Annotated in this window: 22 protein-coding genes and 4 pseudogenes; 16 read left to right on the plus strand and 10 right to left on the minus strand. The window is 68.6% G+C overall.

Going from position 1 to position 25,808, the window contains the following annotated elements; genetic code table 11:
- Positions 1–12 precede the first annotated feature (12 nt).
- From QUE33_RS13415 to QUE33_RS13430, 4 genes are all read left to right on the plus strand, one after another.
- A complete protein-coding gene (locus QUE33_RS13415; RefSeq protein WP_286300683.1) occupies positions 13–1,446 on the plus strand; it encodes a glycoside hydrolase family 1 protein in 1,434 nt (477 codons plus the stop codon).
- Positions 1,447–1,448: 2 nt separating this feature from the next.
- Entirely contained in the window at positions 1,449–1,778 is a 330-nt protein-coding gene (locus QUE33_RS13420; RefSeq protein WP_286300685.1) for a hypothetical protein, read from the plus strand.
- Positions 1,779–1,847: 69 nt separating this feature from the next.
- Positions 1,848–2,678 (plus strand): MFS transporter, encoded by an 831-nt coding sequence (locus QUE33_RS13425; RefSeq protein ID WP_286300686.1) that lies wholly within the window; start codon positions 1,848–1,850, stop codon positions 2,676–2,678.
- Between the two features lie 91 nt (positions 2,679–2,769).
- The gene (locus tag QUE33_RS13430) at positions 2,770–4,485 is read left to right on the plus strand and encodes a sulfatase (RefSeq protein ID WP_286300688.1); all 1,716 of its coding nucleotides are present in this window, start codon (positions 2,770–2,772) and stop codon (positions 4,483–4,485) included.
- Here QUE33_RS13430 and QUE33_RS13435 read toward each other — a convergent pair whose 3' ends face one another.
- A complete protein-coding gene (locus QUE33_RS13435; RefSeq protein ID WP_286300690.1) occupies positions 4,486–5,070 on the minus strand; it encodes a hypothetical protein in 585 nt (194 codons plus the stop codon).
- A gap of 146 nt (positions 5,071–5,216) precedes the next feature.
- On the opposite strand from QUE33_RS13435, the gene QUE33_RS13440 reads away from it, so the two are divergent.
- Entirely contained in the window at positions 5,217–6,395 is a 1,179-nt protein-coding gene (locus tag QUE33_RS13440) for a glycosyltransferase (protein WP_286300692.1), read from the plus strand.
- 43 nt (positions 6,396–6,438) lie between these two features.
- On the opposite strand, the gene QUE33_RS13445 is transcribed toward QUE33_RS13440, so the two are convergent.
- The 4 genes from QUE33_RS13445 to QUE33_RS13460 all read right to left on the minus strand — a co-directional run bounded on the left by QUE33_RS13445 (position 6,439) and on the right by QUE33_RS13460 (position 9,355).
- Positions 6,439–7,542: an alkene reductase gene (locus QUE33_RS13445; RefSeq protein WP_286300694.1), complete on the minus strand. Its 1,104-nt coding sequence runs from the start codon at positions 7,540–7,542 to the stop codon at positions 6,439–6,441.
- A gap of 86 nt (positions 7,543–7,628) precedes the next feature.
- The gene (locus QUE33_RS13450; RefSeq protein ID WP_286300697.1) at positions 7,629–8,135 is read right to left on the minus strand and encodes a MarR family winged helix-turn-helix transcriptional regulator; all 507 of its coding nucleotides are present in this window, start codon (positions 8,133–8,135) and stop codon (positions 7,629–7,631) included.
- A 65-nt stretch (positions 8,136–8,200) separates the two neighbouring features.
- The gene (locus QUE33_RS13455) at positions 8,201–8,632 is read right to left on the minus strand and encodes a hypothetical protein (protein ID WP_286300699.1); all 432 of its coding nucleotides are present in this window, start codon (positions 8,630–8,632) and stop codon (positions 8,201–8,203) included.
- A 30-nt stretch (positions 8,633–8,662) separates the two neighbouring features.
- Positions 8,663–9,355: an NRDE family protein gene (locus QUE33_RS13460; protein WP_286300701.1), complete on the minus strand. Its 693-nt coding sequence runs from the start codon at positions 9,353–9,355 to the stop codon at positions 8,663–8,665.
- A 131-nt stretch (positions 9,356–9,486) separates the two neighbouring features.
- Here QUE33_RS13460 and coaBC point away from each other — a divergent pair.
- Positions 9,487–10,712: pseudogene (gene coaBC, locus QUE33_RS13465) on the plus strand (bifunctional phosphopantothenoylcysteine decarboxylase/phosphopantothenate--cysteine ligase CoaBC).
- Positions 10,713–10,714: 2 nt separating this feature from the next.
- Here coaBC and QUE33_RS13470 read toward each other — a convergent pair.
- Both QUE33_RS13470 and QUE33_RS13475 read right to left on the minus strand, forming a co-directional pair.
- Positions 10,715–11,281, minus strand: a complete 567-nt coding sequence (locus QUE33_RS13470) for a TetR/AcrR family transcriptional regulator (RefSeq protein WP_286300703.1) — start codon at positions 11,279–11,281, stop codon at positions 10,715–10,717.
- 9 nt (positions 11,282–11,290) lie between these two features.
- Positions 11,291–11,896, minus strand: coding sequence for a hypothetical protein (locus QUE33_RS13475; RefSeq protein ID WP_286300706.1), 606 nt, complete (start codon positions 11,894–11,896; stop codon positions 11,291–11,293).
- A gap of 140 nt (positions 11,897–12,036) precedes the next feature.
- Between QUE33_RS13475 and QUE33_RS13480 the strand changes: the two are divergent.
- Positions 12,037–14,186, plus strand: a pseudogene (locus QUE33_RS13480) (ATP-dependent Clp protease ATP-binding subunit).
- Between the two features lie 140 nt (positions 14,187–14,326).
- Here the strand turns inward: QUE33_RS13480 and QUE33_RS13485 are convergent.
- Positions 14,327–15,732, minus strand: a pseudogene (locus tag QUE33_RS13485) (glucose-6-phosphate dehydrogenase).
- 61 nt (positions 15,733–15,793) lie between these two features.
- On the opposite strand from QUE33_RS13485, the gene QUE33_RS13490 reads away from it, so the two are divergent.
- The 7 genes from QUE33_RS13490 (at position 15,794) to QUE33_RS13520 (ending at position 23,381) form a co-directional block, all read left to right on the plus strand.
- Positions 15,794–17,590 (plus strand): glycoside hydrolase family 15 protein, encoded by a 1,797-nt coding sequence (locus QUE33_RS13490; RefSeq protein ID WP_286300707.1) that lies wholly within the window; start codon positions 15,794–15,796, stop codon positions 17,588–17,590.
- Positions 17,591–17,641: 51 nt separating this feature from the next.
- Positions 17,642–18,553: a sensor histidine kinase gene (locus QUE33_RS13495; RefSeq protein ID WP_286300708.1), complete on the plus strand. Its 912-nt coding sequence runs from the start codon at positions 17,642–17,644 to the stop codon at positions 18,551–18,553.
- Positions 18,546–19,235, plus strand: a complete 690-nt coding sequence (locus tag QUE33_RS13500) for a response regulator transcription factor (RefSeq protein WP_286300709.1) — start codon at positions 18,546–18,548, stop codon at positions 19,233–19,235. Before QUE33_RS13495 ends, QUE33_RS13500 begins: the two co-directional genes overlap by 8 nt.
- Before the next feature lie 133 nt (positions 19,236–19,368).
- Complete coding sequence (locus tag QUE33_RS13505) at positions 19,369–20,427, plus strand: ABC transporter substrate-binding protein (protein ID WP_286300711.1); 1,059 nt, start codon at positions 19,369–19,371, stop codon at positions 20,425–20,427.
- Between the two features lie 50 nt (positions 20,428–20,477).
- Positions 20,478–21,809, plus strand: a complete 1,332-nt coding sequence (locus tag QUE33_RS13510) for an ABC transporter permease (RefSeq protein ID WP_286300712.1) — start codon at positions 20,478–20,480, stop codon at positions 21,807–21,809.
- On the plus strand, positions 21,809–22,207 hold the full coding sequence (locus tag QUE33_RS13515) for an ABC transporter permease subunit (RefSeq protein WP_286303163.1): 399 nt from the start codon (positions 21,809–21,811) through the stop codon (positions 22,205–22,207). Before QUE33_RS13510 ends, QUE33_RS13515 begins: the two co-directional genes overlap by 1 nt.
- Positions 22,185–23,381 (plus strand): ABC transporter ATP-binding protein, encoded by a 1,197-nt coding sequence (locus tag QUE33_RS13520; protein WP_286300713.1) that lies wholly within the window; start codon positions 22,185–22,187, stop codon positions 23,379–23,381. Before QUE33_RS13515 ends, QUE33_RS13520 begins: the two co-directional genes overlap by 23 nt.
- Before the next feature lie 55 nt (positions 23,382–23,436).
- Here QUE33_RS13520 and QUE33_RS13525 read toward each other — a convergent pair whose 3' ends face one another.
- Together QUE33_RS13525 and QUE33_RS13530 are read right to left on the minus strand one after the other, a co-directional pair.
- Positions 23,437–24,024: a nitroreductase family protein gene (locus QUE33_RS13525; protein ID WP_286300715.1), complete on the minus strand. Its 588-nt coding sequence runs from the start codon at positions 24,022–24,024 to the stop codon at positions 23,437–23,439.
- A 131-nt stretch (positions 24,025–24,155) separates the two neighbouring features.
- Positions 24,156–24,989 carry an alpha/beta hydrolase family protein gene (locus tag QUE33_RS13530; RefSeq protein ID WP_286300717.1) on the minus strand — a complete coding sequence of 278 codons (834 nt, stop codon included), beginning with the start codon at positions 24,987–24,989 and terminating at the stop codon, positions 24,156–24,158.
- A gap of 235 nt (positions 24,990–25,224) precedes the next feature.
- Between QUE33_RS13530 and QUE33_RS13535 the strand changes: the two are divergent.
- A pseudogene (locus tag QUE33_RS13535) lies at positions 25,225–25,362 on the plus strand (TetR family transcriptional regulator); the annotation flags it as partial.
- A 6-nt stretch (positions 25,363–25,368) separates the two neighbouring features.
- Complete coding sequence (locus QUE33_RS13540; protein ID WP_286303208.1) at positions 25,369–25,806, plus strand: TetR/AcrR family transcriptional regulator; 438 nt, start codon at positions 25,369–25,371, stop codon at positions 25,804–25,806.
- Positions 25,807–25,808 lie beyond the last annotated feature (2 nt).

A 25,808-nucleotide genomic window follows, 5' to 3' on the forward strand; every position in this document is an offset into this window, starting at 1 on the left:
AGCCGGGAGACGATGATGTTCAGCCACAGCCCCGCCGACGACCCCTCCTCGCTCGGACGAGCTCTTCCGCCGTCCTTCGTGATCGGCACCGCCACGGCATCCGCGCAGATCGAGGGAGCCACCACCTCCGGTCGCCGCAGCCCCAGCGTGTGGGACCGGTTCAGCGCCCAGCCCGGTCGCATTCTCGACGGCAGCACCACGGTGGTGACCGCCGACCATTACCACCGGCACGCCGAGGACGTCGGTCTGATGGCCGAGCTCGGCGCCGACGCCTACCGGTTCTCGCTGGGGTGGACCCGGCTGCAGCCCGGCGGCAGCGGCCGGCTCGACCCCGAGGGCGTCGCCTTCTACGACCGTCTTCTCGACGAGCTGCACCAGGCCGGTATCGCCCCGTTCGTGACGATCTCGCACTGGGACGTCCCCGAGGAGTACGAGCAGGGCTGGCTCTCCCGTGACACGGCATACCGCCTCGGCGAGTTCGCCGGCCTCGTCGCGGAGCGCTTCGGCGACCGCGTGGGCTCCTGGATCACCATCAACGAGCCGGCCACGGTCACCCTCAACGGCTACGCGCTCGGGCTGCACGCCCCGGGCCAGGCACTGCTGTTCGACGCCATGCCCACCGTGCACCACCAGCTGCTCGGGCACGGCCTGGCGGTGCAGGCGCTGCGCGCCGCCGGCGTGCCCGGCCAGATCGGCATCACCAACGTGCACACCCCCGTCGTGCCGGCCTCTGACACCGAAGAGGATGCCATGATGGCCGCACTGTTCGACGTGGTGCACAACAGGGTGTTCGCCGACCCGGTGCTGCGGGGGCGCTATCCGCAGGTGCCCGACGAGCTCGCGCCGATGTTCGCCGCGTTCGCCGAGGTGCCCGCCGACGACCTGGCCCTCATCTCGCAGCCGCTGGACTTCTACGGACTGAACTACTACATGCCCAGCCGCGTCGCAGCCGGCGCCGGCAGCGGTGAGAGCCCCGACGGCATGAGCGAGGCGATGACCGAGCTGCCCTTCCGGCTCGAGACATTCGAGGAGTACCCCACCACCGGCTTCGGCTGGCCGATCGCCCCCGACTGCTTCGGCACGGCGCTCGCCGAGGTACAGGAGCGCTACGGCGATGTGCTGCCGCCGGTCTACATCACCGAGAACGGCGCGAGCTTTCCCGACGAGTTGGATCCCGCCACCGGCGTCGTGCAGGACGACGCGCGGATCGACTACCTCGCCGGTCACCTGCGCGCGGCCCTGGACGCCGTCGCCCCGGGCGGGCCGGCCGAGGGGCTCGACCTGCGCGGGCTGTTCGTGTGGTCGCTGCTGGACAACTGGGAATGGGCGGCCGGCTTCACCCAGCGCTTCGGGATCGTGCACGTCGACTTCGACACCCTGGAGCGCACACCCAAGGCGTCGTACCGGTGGCTGCAGGACGTGCTGCGCGCCCGCCGGGAGGTCTAGCCGTGTCCGTCGCCGCAGAACCCTCCCGACCGCACGCGGCGCCGCTCGCGCCGGTCAGCCGCTCCTGGCTGCTGCTGTTCGGGCTGGCGTGGTTCGGACTCTGGCTGCTGATCATGCTGCCCGGCCAGTTCATGGTCGTGAAGCTCGCCAGCATCATCGACCCGGCCGACAAGGTCGCGATCGGCTCGTTCCTCATCTCGGAGATGGCCGTTGTCATCCTTGTCGGAGTGCCGACGATCGGTTGGCTGTGCGACCGCAGCCGCCCGCGTTTCGGCCGCCGACGCACCTGGGCGCTCGGCGGGCTGCTCGTTGCCACCATCCCGTTCGCCTAGGTCGGGCACCAGAGCACCTGGCAGGGTGCGGCGCTGCTGCTCGCGCTCGTCGCACTGGGGCAGGCGACCGTGCTCGTCTCGCTCTCGGCGATCATCGCCGACCGTGTTCCCGAGGATCAGCGCGGCCGGGCCTCGACGGCGATGGGGCTGCCCCAGGTGATCGCTCTCGCCGCGGGGATGATCATCGTCACCGAGCTGGTGACCGACGTGGGCTGGAGCTGGATCGTCATCGCCGCGATCGCCCTGTTCGCACCGGTGCCGTTCATCATCGCCTATGACGAAGCAGACCCCATCGAGGGCAGCGCCCGGCCGAAGGCATGGCGCTGGAACCCCGGCGCCCTGCGCGGCTACCGCGACCTGGGCTGGGCCGGTCTCTCCCGTGTGCTCGTGAACGCCGGCAATCTGCTGGGCACGACATACCTGCTGTACTTCCTGTCGGACTCGCTGCACCTGCCCAACCCCGACAACGCGCTGCTGATCCTGACGCTCGTATACCTGGGGGCCTGCGCCCTGGCATCCTGGCTCGGCGGAGTGCTGACCGATCGCTGGCGCGCCCGCCGTGCTCTGGTCGCGGTCAGCGCCGCACTGCAGGCCGCCGCCGCGCTCGCACTCGCCCTCGTGCCGACCTGGGAGAGCGGCGTCGTCGCCGCCGTGCTGCTGGGGCTGGGCTACGGCGCATTCCTGTCGGTGGATCAGGCGCTGCTCACCGACCTGCTGCCCGACCCGCAGACCCGGGCGCGCGACCTGGGCATCGTCAACTCGGCCCAGCACCTGCCCATCGCCCCGCTGGTGGGCTGGCTGGTGCTCTCGGTCGCCGGCTACAGCCAGCTGTATCTGACCGCCGCCCTGATCATGGTGGTGGGCGGAATCGTCGTCTTCCGCATCCGCTCGGTGCGATGAGAACCTGCTGAATCGGAGCAATCATGAAGGCCATCGTCGTCATGTTCGACACCCTCAACCGGCGCTTTCTGCCGCCGTACGGCGCCGAGGGGTGCACGCCCCCAACTTCGAGCGCCTCGCCGAGTGCACCGTGCAGTTCGACAACTGCTACGGCGGCAGCATGCCCTGCATGCCCGCGCGTCGGGAGCTGCACACCGGGCGCTACAACTTCCTGCACCGCGGCTGGGGACCGCTGGAGCCCTTCGACGACTCCGTGCCGCAGATGCTGGGCGAAGCCGGCGTGTACACGCACCTGGTCACCGATCACCAGCACTACTGGCTCGACGGCGGTGCCACCTATCATCCGCGATTCCGCACCTTCGAGTTCTTCCGCGGGCAGGAGGGCGACGAATGGAAGGGCCACGTCGCCGACCCCGACCTGAGCACCGTGACGCCCTACGCGAGCAACCGCGACCTGCGCCGCCAGGACGTGATCAACCGCCAGTACATGACGACGGAGCAGGAGCACCCGCAGACCAGGACGTTCGACGCCGGTCTGCACTTCATCGAGACCAACCTCGACAGCGACGACTGGTTCGTCCAGATCGAGACGTTCGACCCGCACGAGCCGTTCTTCAGCTACGAGCAGTACCACCGGCTGTACGCCGACACGTCGGCGCAGGTCGACCGCGACTTCGACTGGCCCGACTACAAGCAAGTGACGGAAACGGATGCCGAACTGGCGCACCTGCGCGCGCGGTACTCGGCACTGCTGTCGATGTGCGACCATTCGCTCGGTCGCGTGCTCGACCTGATGGACGCCCACGACTTGTGGGACGACACGATGCTCATCGTCTGCACGGATCACGGCCTGCTACTCGGAGAGCACGACTGGCTCGGCAAGAACGTGCCGCCGCTGTACGACGAGACCATCCACACGCCGCTGTTCATCTGGGATCCGCGCTCCCGGGTCGCAGGGGAGCGGCGCGACCAGCTCGTGCAGACCATCGACTTCGGGCCGACGCTGCTCGACCTGTTCGGCGTTCCGGCGACGCCGGACATGCAGGGTGAGAGTCTGGCCCGCGTGATCGAGGAGGGCAGCCCCGTGCGCGAGACGGCGCTGTTCGGCCTGCACGGCGGACATGCGAACATCACCGACGGGCGCTATGTGTACATGCGTGCCTGCGTCACGCCCGACAATCAGCCGCTGGCGGAGTACACCCTGATGCCGACCAATATGCGCGGGCGGTTCGGAGCAGACGTGCTGCGCGCGGCCGAGCTGGTGCCGCCGCTGGGTTTCACGAAGGAGATGCCCGTGCTCCGGGTACCGGCGCTCGCGCCCACCAACCCCGCGGCGTTCGGGTCGATGCTGTTCGACCTGCAGAACGACCCGGAGCAGCGCGAGCCGATGGACGATCCTCGGATCGAGCTGCGGATGGCGCAGCTGCTGGTGGAGGCGATGCGCGCGGCGGAGGCGCCGGCGGAGCAGTACACGCGCCTCGGCCTGCCCGAGACCGGCGACGTCACGACGGATCACCTGGTGCTGGCGGAGCAGCGGATGCCGGAATCCGACGTTCCCGCCGATGACCTCGCGGCGCTGCGCGCCTCGGCCGTCGGCATCCGCACCGTCAGAGAGCTGCGGGCCGACCCGCACGCGCTCGCCGTGATGCGCGCCGTGCTGGGCCCGATCGTCGACGGGCCGCTTCCCGACGAGGCTCTGGAGATGACCCTGCTCGACATCGCCACGGTCACCGTCGGCATGGTGCCGATGGAGGCTGTGCGCGCCATCGCCGACCAGCTCGGCGCTGCGCAGCCCGGCGACAGCTGATCAGGCAGGCGGCAGGCGCAGGACGTTCGACTCGCCGCCGGTCAGGTCCGCGGAGATACGGATGCTGCGGGCCAGATCGTCCAGCGCCGGCCCCAGCGTGCCGAAGCGCTCGCGGTCGCTGCAGACGACCGTGAGGGTGATCAGGTGCGTGCCGGTGTCCCAGGTGTAGCTCGCCGACGGCGGCGACGCCGGATTCGGCGGCATCGGGATGACCAGCTTCTCGCCCACGCCGAGCGGGGTGGGGAAGTTCTCGGTGTCGTCGTACTCCATCGGCATCGATGCGCGCGCCATGCGCAACTGCGCGGTGAGCTCCTGCACGGTCGCCATCGCGACCACGAGGTCCGGCTCGGCCCTCCACGTCCACACCAGCACGCGGCCGTCGGCCTTGCGCATCGCAAGCGGCACCGCCTGGCTCGCCAGCCAGGCGGCCATCCGCGAGCCCGGTCGGCTCTCTGCGCCGAGGGCCGAGTTCGCCTGCGTCATCAGCATCCGGATCGCCGCCTTCCGGTGACGACGGCCGCGCAGGCCGAGCGAGCCGGTGACGGGAATCCACAGTGCCGGATCGGCGGAGGAGGTCAAGCGCATGCCTCCACCGTACGGGTCGCCGCGGGGGATGGGCTGGGAGCGGCTGGCCTCTCGAATTGCCGCAGGATGCTCGGGTAGAGTGGCCTGCGCCCCAGCGGTCGTCGCCTCGGGCTTCGATCCCAGAGCTACAGATAGGCAGTACCTCCTTGACCTCCGGACGACCCCTGAAGATCCTCCTCGGCTGCGACACCTTCGCACCCGACATCAACGGCGCCGCGCGCTTCGCGGAGCGGCTCGCCGCGGGTCTGGTGCACCGTGGGCACGAGGTGCACGTCGTGGCGCCCAACACCGCGTACCGCAAGAATCCCGCGCACACCGAGATCATCGAAGGCGAGCCGGTCACCATGCATCGGCTGCCGGCGGTGCGCTGGCTGCCGCATGACTGGCTGCGGTTCATCTGGCCATGGCGCTCCAAGCACTACGCCCGCAAGGTGCTCGACGAGGTGCAGCCCGATGTGGTGCACATCCAGTCGCACATCGTGATCGGCCGGGGGCTCACCCGCATCGCCCACAAGCGCGGCATCCCGGTGATCGCCACCAACCACGTGATGGCCGAGAACATCCTCGACCACACCACCATGCCGAAGTTCATCGATGACATCGTGCTCAGGCTCGCCTGGGACGACGCCGCGCGCACCTTCGCCATGTCGCGTGCGGTGACCACACCCACACGCAAGGCCGCCGACTTCCTCGAGCGCACCATCGACATCTCCGGCGTCGTGCCGATCTCCTGCGGCATCGACCGCAGCAATTACACGCCCGTGATCGGGACGCGCGAGCGGAACCGGATCCTGTTCGTGGGGCGCCTGACCGGCGAGAAGCAGGTCGATGTGGTGCTGCGCGCGATCACCAGGCTCGACCCGGCACTGCACGTGACCTTCGACATCGCCGGCGGCGGTGACCAGCGCAAGGCGCTGGAGGCGCTCACCGTGCAGCTCGGCCTGACCGACCGGGTCACCTTCCACGGCCGGGTGACCGACGAGCAGCTGCGTGAGCTGTACTCCCGGGCATCCGTGTTCGCGATCGCCTCCATCGCCGAGCTGCAGTCGATCGTGACGATGGAGGCCATGGCATCCGCTCTGCCCGTCGTCGGCGCGAACGCCGTCGCGCTGCCGCACCTCGTGCACGACGGCGAGAACGGCTACCTGTTCGAGCCGGGCAACATCGATGACCTGGCCGAGAAGCTCACCCGGGTGCTCACCGCGGAGCCGGCGGAGTACGAGCGGATGCAGCGCGCATCGCTCGACGGGGTCGCCGTGCACGACATCAACCGCACCCTGGACACCTTCGAGGCGCTGTACCGCGACGAGCCGCTGCCGGAATAGCGGCCCGCCGCGGTGCGCCGTCACGCGGCGCCGACGTGCGTCGTCACGCGGCGCCGACCAGACTGAGCGGGGCGTAGTCGGTGTAGCCCTCGGCGGTTCCGCCGTACGCCTTCGTCATGTCGGGGGCGGCCAGCTCGGCACCCGCGGCGAGTCGCTCGACGAGATCGGGATTGGCGATGAACAGCCGGGCGAACGAGACGAGATCGGCCGCCCCGTCGTCGACGAGCCGCAGCCGCTCCGGGTGCGTGCTGATGTCGGGCGCCGAGGCGTTCAGGATCAGTGCGCTGCTCCACTTCTCTCGGATGCGCGGTGTCAGGCCGGGGTCGCCGGCGTCGACGAGGTGCAGGTAGGCGAGCCCCAGCTTGTCGAGCTCGCCGACCAGCAGCGGGTAGAGGGTGGTGTGGTCGTCCTCGGCGGTGTCGCCCAGCCTGTTGTTCGGGGAGAGGCGGATGCCGGTGCGGTCGGCGCCGATGGCCTCGGTCACGGCGCGAGTGACCTCGACGGCGAAGCGGATGCGGTTCTCCGGACTGCCGCCCCACCGATCGGTGCGCAGGTTCGCGTTCGTGGTCAGGAACTGGTGCAGCAGGTAGCCGTTGGCGCCGTGCACCTCGACCCCGTCGAATCCGGCCGCGATGGCGTTCTGTGCGGCGGAGCTGAAGTCGGCGATGGTGTCGCGGATGCCGTCCTCGGTGAGTGCGGTCGGTGTGGCGTGGTCCTGGCGCCCGGTCGGGGTGAAGATCTGCCCGTTCGCGCGCACGGCGGAAGGAGCGACGGGGATGAGGGCGCCGTTGCCGGCAGCCTCCGGGTTGCTCGGATGCGAGATGCGGCCGGTGTGCATCAGCTGGGCGACGATCCTGCCGCCGTTCGCGTGCACGGCATCCGTCACCCTGCGCCACGACTCCACCTGCTCGGCGGAGTGCAGCCCGGGAGTCGCCGGGTAGCCCTGTCCGATCGCGCTGGGCTGGATGCCCTCGGTGACGATGAGCCCGGCGCCGGCTCGCTGCGCGTAGTACTCGGCCATGTCGTCGGTCGCCAGGGTGCGGAATGCCCGGCTGCGGGTCATGGGCGCCATCACGATGCGATTGCGCAGCGGCAGAGCGCCCACCTCGATCGGGTCGAAGGCGGTGGGGGTGGGTGTGCTGGTCATGGGATCTCCTGTCCGACGGCTCGACGGCCGTCTATGTTGTTCGAACAACATACGAGCGGGTGTATTCCCTGTTCGAGCAACTTCTTTCATGGTATGCTCGGAAGGTGCGCTGCGACCGGCGTACCGCAGTCGCGGTCAGTCGCGGGCGGCCTCGGATGCCGCAGTGAGCCGCTCTTCGAGCTCATCCAGCATCCGCACGACCTCCGCCTGTCGTTCCGCCGGGAGGTCGCCGACGGTGAGCCGCTCGAGCTCGGCCCAGGCATCCGCGACCGGCTGACGCAGCGGCAGGCTCTGGGGGTTGCCTCGACGATGACGGCCCGTCGGTCGGTGGCGGAGGTCTGTCGCTGGACGAGTCCCGCCTTCTCCAGTCGCGCGATGCTGCGTGTCATCGAGGGCGCGTCGGACTCCAGCCGCCGCACCAGGTCGACCAGTCGCTGCGGGCCGTCGCGCCAGAGCGCCATCAGCACGAGCTCCTGTCCGGGGCGCAGGCCGGTCTCGCGCAGAAGCCTCGCGGCGAGGGACTTGTGCAGTCGAGCCACGCGGAACACCGCATGACTCACCGTGCCGTCATCGTGCGGGCCTGATGTGCTCACGGCTTCAGCGTAGGCAGAGCTGATTGTCCGAGCAAGTGCTGTGCTTGCGCGCTCCTGGTCGGGCCTCAGTACAGCACGGAGAACATCAGGCTCGAGACGAAGCCGGTCAGCGTTCCGAGCACCTCGATCGCGCCCACGCCGATCGCGATTCCGGCCAGCACCGGCTGCGAGCCGCGACGGGCGGCGACGATGCCGAGGATCAGCGCCAGTGCGCCCAGCACCAGGCTAAGGATCGAGTGCATCAGCGTGAACAGCTGATAGATCACCGGTTCGGCGCGCAGCCCGGAGATGACGAACGGCGTCGCCATGGCGAAGAGCAGCCCGAGCACTGCGGTGATCACGGCGAAGATGAACGCCGTGCGGCCGAGAGAGCCCGCGCCCGCGGCGGTGGGCGAGGAGGCGTACGGATGAAGCCCATAGGCGTTCGCGGGGACCTGCTGGTGCTGGCCGTGCTGGTTCGCGTACGGAGGCTGGGCCGGCTGCTGGGGATCGCTCATGCCGACGAGCCTATCCAGCGTGGGTCGCGGTCATCCCCACTGCCCCGGATCGGCGAGCACGTGGGAGACGACCTCGGCATGCTCCGACGACACCTCGGCCGTGCAGAACAGCAGCGACATCGTGGGATAGCCGTGGGTGTTGTTGTCGCGGATGATCGCACGGTCATCCTCGGGCGGGAGGGTCGCGCTCTCCGCGAGCAGGTCGATCCAGCGCGCCGCCCATCCGGCATCCGCAGGGCGAGACGAAGCGAATTCCGGAAGCCAGCGTCGAATCCTCGCCGTGTCGGGATCGTCGAGATCATCGTGCGCGATCATGTGCACGCCCTCGGTCACCCGGGTCTCGCGCAGATCGCGGCCGTCCCACGACAGCACGCGCGATGCGGCCGGGGTGACCTCGAGCAGGTTGAAGCCGTGCATGGGCAGCGGCCCGCTGGTCGGAGTGCGCCCGGCCACCGAATCCAGTGCCAGCGACCCACGCGAGCGCACGGCGCTCTCGGGAAGATCCAGCACATCGGCACGGTTCAGCAGCACGGCGAGTCGCCGGGCCTGCGGGTCGTACGCGAGCCAGGCGCCGCCGGCACGCCGGTCGCGGATGCCGATCACGCCCGGGTGGTCGGCCGGCCACCACGGGCCCAGGTCGTCCCACTCCCGCTGCGGATCCTCGTCGCGCACGGCCAGCAGCCGTGCCCTGTCGCACTCGACATCGATCACCACCGTGCACATGAGCCCGAGTCTATGGTCGCCCCATCCCGCCCCCTTGTTTCATGTAGCGCAAATTGCTGGGTTCGGCCCGGAATCCGAACCATTTGCGCTACACGAACGGGGGATGGGGGCGCCTGAGGCAGAATCGAACCGTGAACATCGTCGTCGGAGTCACGGGCGGCATCGCCGCGTACAAGGCAGTGCACCTGGTGCGCCTGCTCATCAAGGCCGGGCACGAGGTGACCGTCATCCCGACCGATGATGCGCTGCGCTTCGTCGGCCTGCCGACCTGGGAGGCGATCAGCCGCAAGCCGGTCACCACGAGCGTGCACGAGGATGTCGCCACGGTGCGGCACGTCGCGCTCGGGCAGGCGGCAGAGCTGATCATCGTCGCGCCCGCCACCGCGAACACGATCGCGAAGATGGCGGCCGGGCTGGCGGATGACCTGCTCGGCACCACGCTGCTCGCCACCATGGCACCGGTGGCGATCGCCCCGGCCATGCACACCGAGATGTGGCGGCATCCGGCCACTCAAGCGAACATCGGCGTGCTGCATGAGCGCGGCGTCGCGATCCTCGGACCGGGGAGGGCGAGCTGACCGGCGGCGACTCCGGACCCGGGCGGATGCTGGAACCCGAGCAGATCGTGGAGGCGGCCCTCGCACTGGTCGACAGGCGCGGCGGCGGCGCTGACGACCTCGACCTCGACGGACTGCAGGTCGCGATCTCGGCCGGCGGCACCCGCGAGCCGCTCGACCCGGTGCGCTTCCTCGGCAACCGGTCCAGCGGTCGCCAGGGTGTTGCGCTCGCGCTCGCCGCGGCCGATCGCGGTGCCCAGGTCGTGCTGGTCGCCGCGAACATCGACGACGGCGTGCTGGCGGAAGCCGTGCAGCATCCGCTCATCCGTATCGAGCATGCCGGAACCGCAGCCGAACTCGGCGAGGCCATGCGCGGGGCCGCCGAGGATGCCGCCGTGATCGTGATGGCCGCGGCCGTCGCCGACTATCGGCCCGCCGAGGTCGCCGAAGGCAAGCTCACCAAGGAATCCGGCGTGCTGGAGAGCATCGACCTGGTGCAGAACGAGGACATCGTCGCCGCGCTGGCCGCACGGCGGCATCCGGGTCAGGTCGTCGTGGCCTTCGCGGCCGAGACGCCGCAGGATGCCGATGAGCTGCTCGCTCGCGCACGGCGCAAGCGCGAGCGCAAGGGGGTCGACCTGCTCGTGGTCAACGAGGTCGGCTGGGATCGCGGGTTCGAGGCCGCCGAGAACACCGTGCAGATCATCGGCGACGGCGGGGCGGTGCTGGCGAAGGCGTCCGGTTCGAAGCGCGCCGTCGCCGACGACATCTGGGACGTGATCGCCGCGAACCTCGGGTGAGCTCAGCCGCCGAGCTCGGCGAGGAGCGCGTCGACCCGGCGTCGGATGATCGCGGCGGCGCGTGCCGGCGGCATCCTGCTGGGCTCGTCGAGCACGGCGATCGTCAGGCCGTCGGCGAGAGCCAGCAGCTCGCTGGCCGCATCGTCCAGAGCGGATGCTGCCGCCCGCGGAGCAGCGGCGGCCAGCAGCCCGACGACGCCCGCGTGCGTGCGGGCCCAGAGCTGCTCGTAGCGGGCGCGCACTTCGGCATCCGCCACGGCGTACGCGGCGAACGCGACCCAGACGCGCGAGACGGGACTCGCGGGATCGGCGGGCACCAGCAACTGGGCTACGGCCCGCACCCGGTCGTCGGGGTCGGCCTGCGAGAGCCGCGCGTCCGACGCCTGCTCTGCGATCTGCGCGACGCGGTCCATCGCCGCCAGCAGCATGGCCTGCTTGGTGGGGAACCAGTGCTGGACGGTGCCGATCGCGACCCCGGCGCGGGCGGCGACGGCGCGGATGCTGAGGCCCGCCATCCCGTCGGCGGAGATCACGTCGACGACGTGATCGAGCATGCTCTCGCGGGACATCCTTCGATGCTACCGACGTGCGTCGTCCTGCTGCCCCGGCCGCTGCGCAGTGCGCTGGCGCTGCAGCTCCGCGTACGCCCGCCGCGCGATGCGGACCACGCCGTTCAGCGGGTCGGGGGCGTCGTCACGACCGCTGACGACGGCGATCGCCACGAGCAGGGTCCCGGCGCCGAGCAGGCCGAACTGGGCGGTCTCGAGGGCCATCGTGGCGAAGAAGCGCATGGCGCCGTCGAGGTCGTCGAGGTCGACCGGCATGAGGCGCATCGCGATGCCGAGGGTGGCGGCGATCGCCCCGGCGAGCGCGAGCGGGAATCGCGGAACAGCGCGACCGGGACCGAGACAGGCGGCGATCAGCAGCAGGAGAAGCCCGCCCGCCACCAGGCCGAAGCGGATGAGGCCCCAGCCCTCCAGCCGCTCGAGCACGCCGTGCATCCCTTCGCCTCCGAGCCAGACCACGCGGGCACTGAGGAACTCCGCGACGGTACCCAGGCTCGCCAGTAGCGCGCCCGTCATCCCGATCGCGGCTGGGAGAGGAGCGCGACGGCGGTGCACGATCAGCACGGCCAGGGCGGCGAGCGGAGCGAGCATCCCGATGAGTCCGATGATCTTCGACACTATGCCTCCATACGTATGTATAACCAATACCATACGACTGTATGCCCCAAAAGGGAAGGCTTTGCTCGCGAGGGGAACTGTGGCTAAACTTGAGTCATCACCACTCAACTTTGAAGGAGAGTCTCCTCCAGGAGGATCGAATGACCAACCCCGCACAGAGCAACGAAGAGCAGCAGAGCGCCCTTGAGCAGTTCGGCATCAACCTCACGGATCGCGCCCGCCAGGGCAAGCTCGATCCGGTGATCGGCCGTGACAGCGAGATCCGTCGTGTGAGCCAGGTGCTCACCCGGCGCACCAAGAACAACCCCGTCCTGATAGGGGAGCCCGGCGTCGGCAAGACCGCCGTGGTCGAGGGCTCGCGCAGCGCATCGTCGCGGGAGACGTCGCCGAATCCCTCAAGGACAAGGAACTCGTCTCCCTGGACATCTCCGCCCTCGTCGCCGGTGCGATGTACCGCGGCCAGTTCGAGGAGCGTCTGAAGAGCGTGCTCAAGGAGATCACCGAGTCCGACGGCAAGGTCATCACCTTCATCGACGAGCTGCACGTGCTGATGGGCGCCGGCGGCGGGGAGGGATCGGTCGCGGCATCCAACATGCTCAAGCCCATGCTCGCCCGCGGCGAGCTGCGCATGATCGGCGCGACCACACTCAACGAGTACCGTGAGTTCATCGAGAAGGATGCCGCGCTGGAGCGCCGCTTCCAGCAGGTGTACGTCGGCGAGCCCACTGTTGAAGACACCATCGCGATCCTGCGCGGACTCAAGGGCCGCTATGAGGCGCACCACGGGGTGACGATCTCCGACAGTGCGCTGGTGGCATCCGCCGCACTCTCCAACCGCTATCTGCCCGCCCGGCAGCTGCCCGACAAGGCGATCGACCTGATCGACGAGGCCATGTCGCGACTGAAGATGGAGATCGACTCGTCGCCGGTCGAGATCGACGAGCTCAAGCGTCAGGTCGACCGGATGAAACTCGAAGAGCTCGCTCTGAAGAAGGAGAAGGACGACGCGTCCAAGGAGCGGCTGTCGACCCTGCGTGAGCAGCTGGCCGAGCTCGAGCAGGAGCTGGCCGGGCTGCAGGAGCGCTGGGCGCGCGAGCGCTCGGGCCTGAACCGGGTGGGTGAGCTGAAGAAGAAGCTCGACGATGCCGTGACCCAGCGCGACCTCGCCATGCGCGAGGCCGACTACACGAAGGCGTCCAAGCTCGAGTACGAGACCATCAAGCGACTGCAGGCCGAGATCGCCGAGGCCGAGCAGAACGAGGCCGCCGTCTCCAGCGAGGGCCGGATGGTCAACGAGCAGGTCACCGACGAGGACATCGCCGCCGTGATCGCCGCGTGGACCGGCATCCCCGTCGGTCGGCTGCTGCAGGGCGAGAGCGAGAAGCTGCTGCACCTGGAGAGCGAACTCGGCAAGCGGCTGATCGGGCAGAAGGATGCCGTGAAGGCGGTGTCGGATGCCGTCCGCCGCTCCCGCGCGGGTATCAGCGACCCCGGCCGGCCGACCGGGTCGTTCCTGTTCCTCGGCCCCACCGGGGTCGGCAAGACCGAGCTGGCCAAGGCGCTCGCCGAGTTCCTCTTCGACGACGAGCACGCCATGGTGCGCATCGACATGTCGGAGTACGGCGAGAAGCACTCCGTCTCGCGGCTGGTCGGTGCCCCTCCCGGCTATATCGGCTACGAGCAGGGCGGTCAGCTCACCGAGGCGGTGCGCCGCCGCCCGTACTCGGTCGTGCTGCTCGACGAGGTCGAGAAGGCGCACCACGAGGTGTTCGACGTGCTGCTTCAGGTGCTCGACGACGGCCGGCTCACCGACGGTCAGGGTCGCACGGTCGACTTCTCGAACGTCATCCTGATCCTCACCAGCAACATCGGCTCGCCGATCCTGATCGACCCGGCGATGTCGACCGACGACAAGCGCGAAGCCGTGATGGCGCTGGTGCGGCAGTCATTCCGACCCGAGTTCCTGAACCGCCTGGACGACATCGTGATGTTCTCTGCACTCAGCCAGGACGACCTCGCGCAGATCGTCGAGCTGTCGGTCGACCAGCTGCAGCGCCGCCTCGGGGACCGCCGCCTCACGCTGGCCGTCACCCCGGACGCCCGGTCGTGGCTGGCAGAGCGCGGCTACGACCCGGTGTTCGGCGCCCGCCCGCTGCGCCGGCTCATCCAGACCGAGGTGCAGAACCGCCTCGCCACGGCGCTGCTCTCGGGCAGTGTGCACGATGGCGACACGGTGCGCGTCGATGTCGCGGTCGACGGATCGGGGCTGGCGCTCACCAGTCAGGCCTGATCCTCGGCATCCGTCCCTCGAGACTTCCTTTCCAGCACGAGACCAGCCGCACTGCATCCCTTCTCATGCTGGAAAGGAAGTCTCGCGGAGGCGGGAGGCGGGAGGCGGGAGGCGGGAGGTGGGCGCCGCTACGGGCGCTGCTACGGGCGCTGCGAGGTCGCCCAGCCGGCGGGGCCGAGGGAGCCGGCGGGGTACTCGTCCATGGGCACGTCGCCCCGGGCCCACGCGTCGCGGACGGGCTGGATGATCCGCCAGCACTGCTCGGCGGCATCCCCCGCACCGACAGCGCCACGTCGCCGTCGAGGATCTCGCTGAGCACCTCGGTGTAGGCCAGCAGCGTGCCCTTGCCGAGGTTGCTGCTGAGAACATCGCGGCGCAGCGCGAACGGGTCGTCGCCGCCGTTGACGTTCAGCACCAGGTCGATCTGGTCGGGGCCGAGCACGAACCGCAGCACGCCGCCGTCGGCCGGACGCTCGGTGAGCCCGTCGGGGATGTGCCGCACCGGCTTGAAGGTCACCACGATCTCGGCCGTGCGCTCTTTCATCGCCTTGCCGCTGCGCAGCGTGAAGGGCACACCGGCCCAGCGGGCGGTGTGCACCTCGCACGTGATCTCGGCCAGCGTCTCGGTGTCGCGGGAAGGATCCACGCCCTCCTCCTCGACGTACGAGGGAACGTCGCGCGCCTCCTGCACCTTGTGCACGTCGTCCTTCACCGCGAGCCGACCGGCCGTGTAGCGACCGCGCCGCGAGGAGCGCACCGGGTTGTCGTCCCAGATGCGCGTGGCGCGCAGCGCCGCCGCCATGGCATCGCGCAGATCGACCTCGTCCAGGTCGTGCGGCTGCTCCATCGCGAGCACCGCCAGCACCTGCAGCAGGTGGCTCTGGATCATGTCGATCATGGCACCGGCGCCGTCGTAGTAGCGGGCGCGGTTCTCCAGCGCGAGCGCCTCGTCGTAGCGCACCAGCACCGACTGCACGTGATCGGCCGACCACACCGGCTCGATCAGCCGGTTCGCGAAACGCACGCCCAGCACGTTCAGCAGCGTGGAGCGTCCGAGGAAGTGGTCGACGCGGAAGATGCGCTCCTCCGGCACCAGCTGCCGCAGCAGCGCGTTCAGGTCGCGGGCGCTGTGCTCGTCGCTGCCGAACGGCTTCTCCAGCGCAAGGACGGTGTTCGTCGGCAGAGTGATGCCCTTGAGCACCTCGCAGGCGGCGATCGTCACCGCCGGCGGCAGGGCGAAGTAGATCACCAGGCGTCCCTGCACGCCCTCCACGAGTGCGGCCAGCGCATCACGGTCGGTGACGTCGGCCTTCGTGTACGTGGTGTCCTCCACGCGCGAGGCCTGCTCCTCGGCATCCGATGCGGCGAACGCCGAGCGCACGCAGTCGCGCCAGCGTTTCTGACTCCAGTCGTCGGATCCGGCACCGCGCAGCGTGAGCCGTCTGCCGGGCTCGCGCTCCATCAGCTGACCGATCGCGGGAAGCAGCAGGCGCGAGGTGAGGTCGCCGGATGCGCCGAGGATGAGAAGTGTCGTCTCGGAAGCCATGTGATCACGATATGCCGTGTGAGATTTCATTGCGATGGGAGACGGTGCGAGACTGCCGGACATGGCCATGCGGATCGAGGACTACGCACTTCTGAGCAATTGCCGCACCGCGGCGCTCGTGTCCCGCGAGGGGAGCATCGACTGGCTGTGCCTGCCGAGACTGGATTCGCCCAGCACGTTCGGCGGGCTTCTCGGCGATGACTCACACGGCCGATGGGCCCTGCGGCCGGCCGACCCCGACGCCACCGTCACCCGCCGCTACGACCGCGATACCTTCGTGCTCATCACCAGGTGGCGGACCGCGGATGCCGTGGCCGAGGTGCACGACTTCATGCCCATCGACCCCGACCCCGCCGTCGACGTCCGCCGCACCGACCTCATCCGGCGGGTCGTCGGCATCGAGGGGGTGATGCGGTTCGAGCAGCAGCTCAGCATCCGCTTCGACTATGCCCGGGCGATGCCGTGGGTGCGGCAGACCGGAACCGACGAGCATCCGCAGCTGGTCGCGATGGCCGGACCGGATGCTGTGATCCTGCGCGGCGCCGCACTGAAGGCTGCCGACCACCAGCACAGCGGCGAGGTCACCGTCGCGGCCGGTGAGACACGTGATCTGCAGCTGACCTGGTTCCCGTCGCACCGCACCGCACCCGATCCGCTCGACGTCGACGATGTGCTCGCGCGCACCAAGCACTGGTGGCAGAGCTGGGCGGACCGGGTGGAGCACTCCGGGCCCCACCACGAGCAGGTGGTGCGCTCGCTGCTGATCCTGCGGGCGCTGACCAACCATGAGACCGGAGGGATCGCCGCTGCGGCGACCATGGCGCTGCCCGAGGAGATCGGCGGGGAGCGCAACTGGGACTACCGCTACGTGTGGCTGCGTGACGCCGCGCTCACCCTCGAGGCGCTGCTCGACCATGGGTTCCTGGCGCTCGCAGAGCGCTGGCGCGAGTGGCTGCTGCGCGCGGTCGCGGGTGACCCGGCCGACCTGCAGATCATGTACGGGCTGGCCGGTGAGCGCGATCTCACCGAACGGACGCTGTCATCGCTGCCCGGATTCGAGGCATCCGCCCCGGTACGGGTGGGCAATGGCGCCGCAGCGCAGTATCAGGCCGATGTGGTGGGGGAGGTGCTCGTCACGCTCTCGGCAGCGCGCTCGGCTGGCCTGAAGGAGTCGAAGTTCTCCTGGCCCCTGGAACGGCAGCTGCTGCGGTTCGCGGCGGAGCAGATCGACCGGCCGGACAACGGCCTGTGGGAGATCCGCGGCGACACCCACATGTTCACGCATTCCCGGGCGATGATGTGGGCGGCCTTCGACCGCGGAGTGCGCGCCGTCGAGGAGTTCGGGCTGGACGGTCCCGTCGACACCTGGCGTGAGCTGCGGGCACGGATGCGGGAGGAGATCGACCGCGAGGGCGTGCGCAACGGCCACTTCACCCAGTACTACGGCACCGACGAGGTCGACGCCTCGCTGCTGCTGCTCGGCGAGGTCGGCTACTGCCGGCCCGACGACCCGCGGATGCTGGCGACCGTCGAGCGCATCGAGCAGACGCTCATGCGCGACGGCCTGCTGCACCGCTACCGCACCGACACCGGGGTCGACGGTCTGGCCGGGAGTGAGAGTCCGTTCCTGGCGTGCTCATTTTGGCTGGTCGAGCAGTACGCGGCGACGGGGCGGCTCGACGATGCGAATGAACTGATGGATCGCCTGTGCTCCCTGACCAACGACGTCGGGATGCTGTCTGAGGAGTATGACCCGCGCGAGAACCGCCAGGTGGGCAATACGCCGCAGGCATTCTCGCATCTCGCCCTCGTGAGGGCAGCGGACGCTCTGACTCGCACGGAGCTGCGGCCGCGCTGATCGCAGGGCTCGGGTGCGTCCGTCTCCACCGACCGCGTACGGTTGGGTGACATGAACCCACCGACCCGCGTGACGATGATCACGTCGATCGGCATGCTCTCCGCCGTGCTGTTCGCCTCGGCAGTGCTGCTGTCGGCAGCGTCTGTGCTGCTTGTGCATCTGGGCCGTGTGGTCGCCTCCGATATCCTCACCGTGCTGGCGGCGTCCGCCGCGGTGCTCGGCGTGCTGCGTCTGCTGATCGCCCGTCGTCGCGACCTCGAGGACAACGCCCGGCTGCGGGCGCTGGCGGCCCGACGTGCGGATCAGGTGTCGCTGCTCAGCCATGAGATCCGCACCCCGCTAGCGATCATCCAGGGCTCAGCGGAGTTGCTGGCCGAGCAAGCCCCGGGGCCGCTGCTGCCGCGTCAGGAGCAGTTCGTCGGGCGCATCGTCGACAACGCCGGCCGGATGTCGGCTCTCGCCGAGCAGTTGCTGATGCAGGCTCGGCTCGATTCCGATGCGTTTCAGATGCACCCGGAGCGCGTCGATCTGCGCGCCCTGACTCGCAGCGTCGTGCTGGAGCTGCAGCCCATCACCGAAGTGCCGATCGTGCTCAACGCGCCCGGCGCTCCTGTGCGAGCCGACGTCGACCCTCAGCTGATCCGACAGGTGCTGAACAACCTGATCGCCAACGCCGCGCGCTCCGACCCCGGCACAGCGGCGATCGAGGTACGGCTCACAGCAGGCGAGGACGATGTGATCGTCGCGGTCAGCGACGGAGGATCGGGGATGACTGAGAAGCAGCGTGATCACCTGTTCCGTCGCTTCGTCAGCGGCCGACCACTGGGCAACGGCACCGGCATCGGACTCTTCATCTCGCAGCAGCTCATCGAGCTGCACGGCGGCCGCATCTTCGTCGATACGATCACCGGGAAGGGCACCACCATGCTGTTCACGATCCCCAGGAGGCACCGTCATGGATGAGCCGCTCGTCTTCGTGGTCGATGATGAGCCTGCCATGCTCGACGTGATGACGTTCGCGCTGGAGACGCAGGGTTTCCGCTGTGAGGCCTTCCGCAGTGCCGAGGCCGCGTGGACCGCGCTGAGCACGCAGCGCCCCGACCTGGTGGTGCTCGATGTGATGCTGCCCGGAATGAGCGGGCTGACCCTGTGCACCCGCATTCGCGCGACCACCGACGTGCCGGTGATGCTCGTCACTGCCAAAGGCGAACCGGCCGAGCGCATCGCCGGTTTCGAAGCGGATGCCGAGGACTACGTCGTCAAGCCCTTTCACCCTCGTGAACTGGCGCTGCGAGCCCAGCGCTTGGTGCGTCGGCGTGAGACGACCGGTCAGGCGCTCACGGAGTTCGGCACGCTGCGGGTCGAGACCGGGACCGATGCCGTGCTCGGCACCGCCCGGATGACGCTCACCGGCAACGAGTACAAGGTTCTCGCTGCGCTGCTGGCCGAGCCGAATGAGACCATCGGCTTCCGCGAGCTGCTCATTGCCGGATGGGGCGAGGCCGACCGCCTGGGCGGCCGCGAGATGATCAAGACCGCCGTGTACCGGCTGCGGCACAAGCTGGATTCAGCGGTGCCGAGCGGTGGGCGCGTCATCGAGAGCGTGCGCGGCATCGGCTACCTGTTGCGCTCCGTCGAAGCCTGAGCGGAGTGCCGTTCGGTCACAGGATTGTGACCGAACGTCACCGAGCTGTCACCGATCTGCCTTGATCGTCTTCGTATCGTGAGAGAGCAATCCCTCGCTGCACGCCGAGCGTGCGAACAAAGGAGTTCGATCCATGAAGCGTCCTGTCCTCACCGTCGCCACCGCACTCGGCGTCTCGGCCGCACTGCTCACCGGCTGCACCCCGGCCCCATCCGACGGAGCCGGTGACGATGCCGGCGCCGAGAAGGAGCTGACGTTCATCTGCAGCCCACAGGAGGACTGGTGCCAGGCACTCTCGGCTGCGTTCACGGCCGAGACCGGCATCGCGGCCAACTACGTCCGCCTCAGCGGCGGAGAGGCCGTCGCCCGTCTTGCTGCGGCCGGCGACACACCCGAGTTCGACGCCTGGTTCGGCGGCGGCGCCGACGGCCACATCGCCGCAGACGAGCAGGGCTTCCTGGACAAGTATGTCTCCGAGAACGCCTCGCAGATCCCCGGGGAGTACAAGGAGGCCGACGGCACCTGGACCGGTATCTATGTCGGTGCGCTGAGCTTCTGCTCCAACACCGATGTGCTCGATCGCATCGGCATTGCCGCTCCGGAGTCATGGAGCGACCTGCTCGACCCGAAGTTCAAGAAGAACCTTGCAATGGCGCACCCGGGCACCTCCGGCACCGCATACCAGGCGCTGTGGACGCAGGTGGAGCTCAACGACGGCTCAGAGGACAAGGCCCTGGACTACTTCGGCAGGCTGCACAGCAACGTCCTGCAGTACTCCAAGAGCGGTTCCGCGCCCGGGCAGATGGCCGGTCGGGGCGAGATCGCCACCGGCATCATCTTCGCCCAGGACTGCCAGAAGTTCATCAATGAGGGGTTCACGAACTTGAAGACCACCTTCCCCGCGGAGGGCATGACCTACGAGGTCGGCGCGGTCTCGCTCATCAAGAACGCGAAGCACCCGAACGCTGCCAAGAGGTTCATCGACTGGGCACTCACCGCTCAGGCGCAGGACATCGCTCCGACGGTCGGCACTTACTCGGTCCCCACCAACCCGGATGCCACGATCACCGACGACATGATCGACCTGTCGAAGCTGAACCTCATCCATGCCGACATCAAGGAGCAGGGTGATGCGCGGGTGGAGTTCACGTCGCGCTTCGACACCGAGGTGGCCCCCGCTCCCAAGGAGTGACCGGACCGCCGACGCATCCCACGCCGACGAAACGACGGAGAACAGGCTTCATGACCCTCACGCTCGAGCAGGCCGCAGCGCCTGCAACTCGCCCGATCACCGTGGGCCGCCGCAGAAGCGACGCCAGCGTGGTCACCCTGGTGGTCATCGTCAGCCTCGTGCTGCTGATGATCGTCGGCTACCCCCTCATCACGCTCCTGGGCGCCGCGGGCTCCGACAAGGGGCTCGCGGTGCTGGGCGCCGTGTTCACCAACCCTGCCAACCAGCGGATCGTGGGCAACACGGTCGTCCTTGGCCTGTGCGTCGGTGTGCTGGGGACCCTGGTCGGGTTCGTGTTCGCGTTCGCCCAGGTGCGGCTGAGCTTCCGCGGCAAGCGGGCGCTGAACCTGCTGGCAATGATCCCGATCGTGGCTCCGCCGTTCGCAGTCGCCACCGCGGTGATCACCCTGTTCGGGCGCAACGGCTCCATCACCAACGGGATCTTCGGCTGGCAGGCCGACATCTACGGGCTGCCGGGCCTGGTGATCGTGCTGACGCTGTCGTTCTTCCCGGTCGCGTATATGAACATCAAGGGCATGCTCGAAAGCCTGGACCCGTCGCTGGACGAGGCGGCCGCCGGCCTGGGGGCCGGCAAGCTGCGGGTGTTCTTCACGGTCACGCTGCCGATGATCGTGCCAGGCCTAGCCGGATCATTTCTGCTGCTGTTCGTGGAAGGCATCGCCGACCTCGCCAACCCTCTGGTGATCGGCGGCGACTTCACCGTGCTCTCCAGCCGGGCCTATCTCGCCGTCACCGGTGAGTACAACACCGCCGCCGGCGCCGCGTACTCGTTGGTGATCCTGCTGCCGGCCGTGCTGGTGTTTCTCGTGCAGCGCTACTGGGTCTCTCGCAAGAGCGTGGTGAGCGTCACGGGCAAGCCGACCGGATCGAGTGAGCTGATCACCTCCGCCAGCATCCGCATTCCGATCCTGGCGATCGTGGGGGTGATCTCCGCGCTCGTTCTGGTGATCTATGCGACGGTGCTCGCCGGGGGATTCGTGAAGGTGCCGGGTGTGAACAACTCCTTCACCCTGGATCACTTCCGCTTCGTGCTTGCGGGACTCGGGTCGAAGGCCATGATCGATACCACGATGCTCGCCCTGATCGCGGCGCCCATCGCGGGCATCCTGGGCATGCTCATCGCCTGGCTCGTGGTGCGCAAGCTCAAGCGTGCAGCTGGGCTGATGGACTTCGTCGGGATGCTGGGACTGGCGGTGCCGGGGACTGTGCTGGGTATCGGCTACGCGCTCGCGTACATGAGCCCGACCACGCTGTTCGGGTTCCAACTGCTCCCCCGCTCGCGGGAGGCTCGGCCGCGTTCGCCGGCAGCATCGCAATCGTGATGGTGTATATCGCCCGTTCGCTCCCATCCGGCCAGCGCGCCGGAGTCTCGGCCCTGCAGCAGGTGCATCCCGCGATCGAGGAGGCCTCCACCTCGCTCGGAGCCGGTGGCGCCATCACGTTCACCAAGGTGACCCTGCCGCTGATCCAGTCGGCCCTGATCACCGGTGTCACCTTCGCGTTCGCGCGGTCGATGACCACTCTGTCTCCGATCATCTTCCTCACGACGCCCGGCACGAAGATCATGACCTCGCAGATCCTGGCCGAGGTCGATTCGGGCCGCTTCGGAAACGCCTTCGCCTACTGCACCGTGCTCATCGCGATCGTGCTGGTCGTGATCCTCCTCATCAACGTCATCATCAGAAAGGTGGTCTTCCGTGGCCGCACTCACCAGCGCTGAGAACACCGGGACGATCGGCCTCGGCGGGCTCGCCGAGTTCAGCGTCGACGAGCCCACCGGACGCATCACCCTCACCGGGTTGACCAAGAGGTACGGCGGTCATGTCGGCGATGTCGCCGCCGTCGACAGCATCGACCTCGAGATCGGCGCTGGCGAATTCGTCACCCTACTCGGTCCCTCCGGTTGCGGGAAGACCTCCACGCTGCGGATGATCGCCGGCTTCGAGGAGCCCACGGCGGGCGTCGTGCAGCTGGACGACGCCGTGATGAACCAGATGCCGCCGAACAAGCGACCCATGTCGATGGTCTTCCAGTCGTACGCGCTGTTCCCTCACCTGTCTGTGCGCGACAACGTCGCCTATGGACTCAAGCTCAAGCACACACCCGCGGCCCGCCTGACCGAGGAGGTGGACACGGTGCTGGCGATCATGAACCTCACCCCTTATGCCGATCGTGCTCCGCATCAGCTCTCCGGCGGGCAGCAGCAGCGGGTGGCGCTGGCTCGTGCGCTGGTGATGCGGCCGAAGGTGCTGCTGTTCGATGAGCCGCTGTCGAACCTGGATGCGAAGCTGCGCGTGCAGATGCGCAATGAGATCCACCGGTTGCAACGGCGGCTGGGCATCACCAGCATCTTCGTCACGCACGATCAGGACGAGGCGATGACCCTGTCAGACCGCGTGGTGGTGATGAACAGGGGGCGCATCGAGCAGATCGCGGCGCCTGAGGTCGTGTATCGGCGGCCTTCATCGGTGTTCGTCGCCGACTTCATCGGACGGGCGAACTTCCTCGACGCCAGCGTGGTGGGCGAGCCGAAGGACGGGATGGTGCGTGTGCACGCATTGGGTCGCCGGATCGAGGTCCCCTGTCATCCGGATGTGATCGCCGACAGCGACGTGCTGCTGATGGTGCGCCCGGAGTCGGTGCGCCTGGAGCGCGTCGACCCCGATGACGTCATCGACACCACATCGGATGTGCGGGATGATCATGGGCGGGTTCTCAGCGTGATGTTCCACGGCGACACTGTGGAGTACGACATCGAGACCGACTCGGGCACGATCGTCGCATCCGTGTCCGACCCCACGATGGACGGCATGTTCGCGCCGATGGACGTCGTGCGCGTGGTGGTGCCGAGCGACCGTGGCTGGGTGCTGCCGCAGGAGACCGCCGTCGACTGATCCCGGATGCACGAGAGCGCCGTCCCGATCCGGGGCGGCGCTTCTCTGCGTGGGCTCAGGCGCTGAGCAGCACCGTCTCGTTCAGCGGCCGGCGCACACGCGGTGCGACCTCGCGCTGCTGAAGCGGTTCGGGCAGTGTGCCGGCGTCGCCCAGCTCGCCGAGGGCGACGACCGTCATCGGGACGAATCGCTCGTCGAGGCCGGTCAGCTCGCGGATCTGCTCGGCCACGAATCCGCTCATCTGGTGCACGACCAGACCGTCGTGGTGAGCCTGTACCGACAGGTGGGCGACCGCCTGACCGAGGTCGTATGCCGCGTGCGTGATGGGGGTGCCGTCTTCGGAAGCCGTCTCGGCGATCGCCACGATCAGCACGGCGGCATCGCCCGCCCAAGCCTGGTTGAAACCCTTCAGCGCCGCGTGGATGCCGTGGTGCAGGGCGCTGCCGCGGCGGGCGACGATGAAGCGCCACGGCTGGCAGTTCGCGGCGCTCGGCGACCAGCGTGCGGCCTCGAGCGCCGAGGCGAGCTTGGCTTCGTCGATCGCGTTCTTCGCGTCGAACGCCCGCGGGCTCCAGCGGTTGGCAAGGACGTCGAGGACGGGATGCTCGGTGCGGGCGGCGCGGTCGAGGACGGGGATGGTCATGGATGAGGCCTTTCGGGGGTGGTGACGGTTGCCGGCGGACCCCATCGTCCTGATCGCCTCAACGATCATATGCGCGCGCATATTCCGCCGGCATCCGTCACCGGTGTCCCGAGCCGGTCGCAATCGAGGAGTCACACGCTGTCGATGCGTCCCACGGTCGTGCCTGTCGCGGCGAAGGAGGCGCGCGCCCGCTGCCAGACTGAAGAATCACCTGTTGCAGCGGCCCGCAGATAAGCGGCAGTGAGACGGGCGATGACTGCGACGCGTTCCGGGTTCTCGTCCGTGGTCTCGGCGACTTCATACCCCGGGATGCCTCCGAGAGAGTGCTCGGCGCCGAACAGGGTGAGCAGATCCGTCGCGCCCGGGCTCTGATGGAATGCATCCGTGAACCAGTCAGGGCCGCGAAGGGACAGCGGCGACTGGTCGTGATCCCCCGCGACGACCAGGATCGGGGTGCGGAGCTGAGCGAACGAGGGGCTCATGAACGGGAAGTTCGCCTGTGCGAACGGGTGCAGCTGCTCCCCGCCGACACCGGTCGCGGCCAGCAGCACCCCCGCCGAGACGCGCTCGTCCAGATAGTCGGCACCGAGGGACCCGTCCGCCTCGATCGTGCGGGCGCCGAGAAGCATCTGAACTGTCTGAGCTCCCCACGAATGTCCGGCAGCGACGACCGTATTCTTGTCGATCCGGCCGGCCAGCCCGGGAACGGCGGCCTCGATGGAATCGAGCTGATCGAGGATCTGTGTGAGGTCGTCGTGGCGGCGGATCCAGATCGACCCGAACCGGTCATCGTCGAGGCCGATGCCGTGACGTCGGGAGTCCAGATGCGTCGGCTGCACGACGACGAATCCCTGCGAAGCCCAATAGGCGGTGAGTGGGGCATAGCCGTCAAGCGACCACCCGTTGCCATGCGAGAACAGCAGCACCGGAAGGTCGTCTCCCCGTACGGGGGCTGAAACGCGCACGTCGAGGGGGAGGTCACGACCAGGCGAGTTCAGTATGACCGGGGCAACGGAGACGACGGGTTGGGGGAAGCTGAGGACGGCTGTCAGGGAAGCGACGGGAGTGGAATCGGCGATGCGGAAAGGTGTGGACACGCGGCTGCTTTCTCGATTGAGGTGCACTCCGCCATAATTAAACGGAGCGATGTTCCGAAACTATACGGAACAGCATTCCGCTTAGCAACTTCGAGGAGCCCTCATGCCAGCAGCCAACCCGTCTCGCGGGAGACGGAGCGATGCCATACGCAACCAGCAACAGATTTTGGATGCTGCAGCGGTCGTCTTCGTCGAGTCGGGCGTGCAGGCACCGGTACGCCTCGTCGCAGACCGCGCAGGAGTGGGGGTGGGAACCCTCTACAGACATTTCCCTACGCGTGCCGACCTCGTCGTCGCGGTATACCGTCACCAAGTCGACGCGGCGGCCCAAGCTGGCCCCGCCCTGTTGCGTGAGAGCCCGAGCCCCGCTGACGCGCTTCACTCCTGGGTGGACATCTTCGTGGACTTCCTCGTGACCAAGCATGGGCTCGCTGACGCCCTGCACGACGACGCGGACGGCTTCGCCATCCTGCATCGATACTTCATCGATCGGCTCGTTCCGGTGTGCGCCGACCTTCTGCAGGCGGCCGCCGCTGGCCGCGCGACGGTGACGGCGTACGCGTTTCTGCGCGGTATCGGCAACCTCTGCGTCGGAGGTGCGACACCCGACTACCGGCCGGTGCAGCTCGCGCACGCCCTCGTCGAAGGAGTGCTCTTGGCGGCTGCACCGACGCGGTCTCGGTAGGC

The organism is Microbacterium suwonense (assembly GCF_030296555.1).
Lineage (GTDB): Bacteria > Actinomycetota > Actinomycetes > Actinomycetales > Microbacteriaceae > Microbacterium > Microbacterium suwonense.

Coding starts and splice junctions, on each gene's coding strand:
- QUE33_RS13415 (WP_286300683.1), top strand. CDS start 13: ATGATGTTCAGCCACAGCCCCGCCGACGACCCCTCCTCGCTCGGACGA.
- QUE33_RS13435 (WP_286300690.1), bottom strand. CDS start 5,070: ATGCGCTTGACCTCCTCCGCCGATCCGGCACTGTGGATTCCCGTCACC.
- QUE33_RS13445 (WP_286300694.1), bottom strand. CDS start 7,542: ATGACCAGCACACCCACCCCCACCGCCTTCGACCCGATCGAGGTGGGC.
- QUE33_RS13455 (WP_286300699.1), bottom strand. CDS start 8,632: ATGAGCGATCCCCAGCAGCCGGCCCAGCCTCCGTACGCGAACCAGCAC.
- QUE33_RS13460 (WP_286300701.1), bottom strand. CDS start 9,355: ATGTGCACGGTGGTGATCGATGTCGAGTGCGACAGGGCACGGCTGCTG.
- QUE33_RS13470 (WP_286300703.1), bottom strand. CDS start 11,281: ATGTCCCGCGAGAGCATGCTCGATCACGTCGTCGACGTGATCTCCGCC.
- QUE33_RS13490 (WP_286300707.1), top strand. CDS start 15,794: ATGGCCATGCGGATCGAGGACTACGCACTTCTGAGCAATTGCCGCACC.
- QUE33_RS13495 (WP_286300708.1), top strand. CDS start 17,642: ATGAACCCACCGACCCGCGTGACGATGATCACGTCGATCGGCATGCTC.
- QUE33_RS13500 (WP_286300709.1), top strand. CDS start 18,546: ATGGATGAGCCGCTCGTCTTCGTGGTCGATGATGAGCCTGCCATGCTC.
- QUE33_RS13505 (WP_286300711.1), top strand. CDS start 19,369: ATGAAGCGTCCTGTCCTCACCGTCGCCACCGCACTCGGCGTCTCGGCC.
- QUE33_RS13510 (WP_286300712.1), top strand. CDS start 20,478: ATGACCCTCACGCTCGAGCAGGCCGCAGCGCCTGCAACTCGCCCGATC.
- QUE33_RS13515 (WP_286303163.1), top strand. CDS start 21,809: ATGGTGTATATCGCCCGTTCGCTCCCATCCGGCCAGCGCGCCGGAGTC.
- QUE33_RS13525 (WP_286300715.1), bottom strand. CDS start 24,024: ATGACCATCCCCGTCCTCGACCGCGCCGCCCGCACCGAGCATCCCGTC.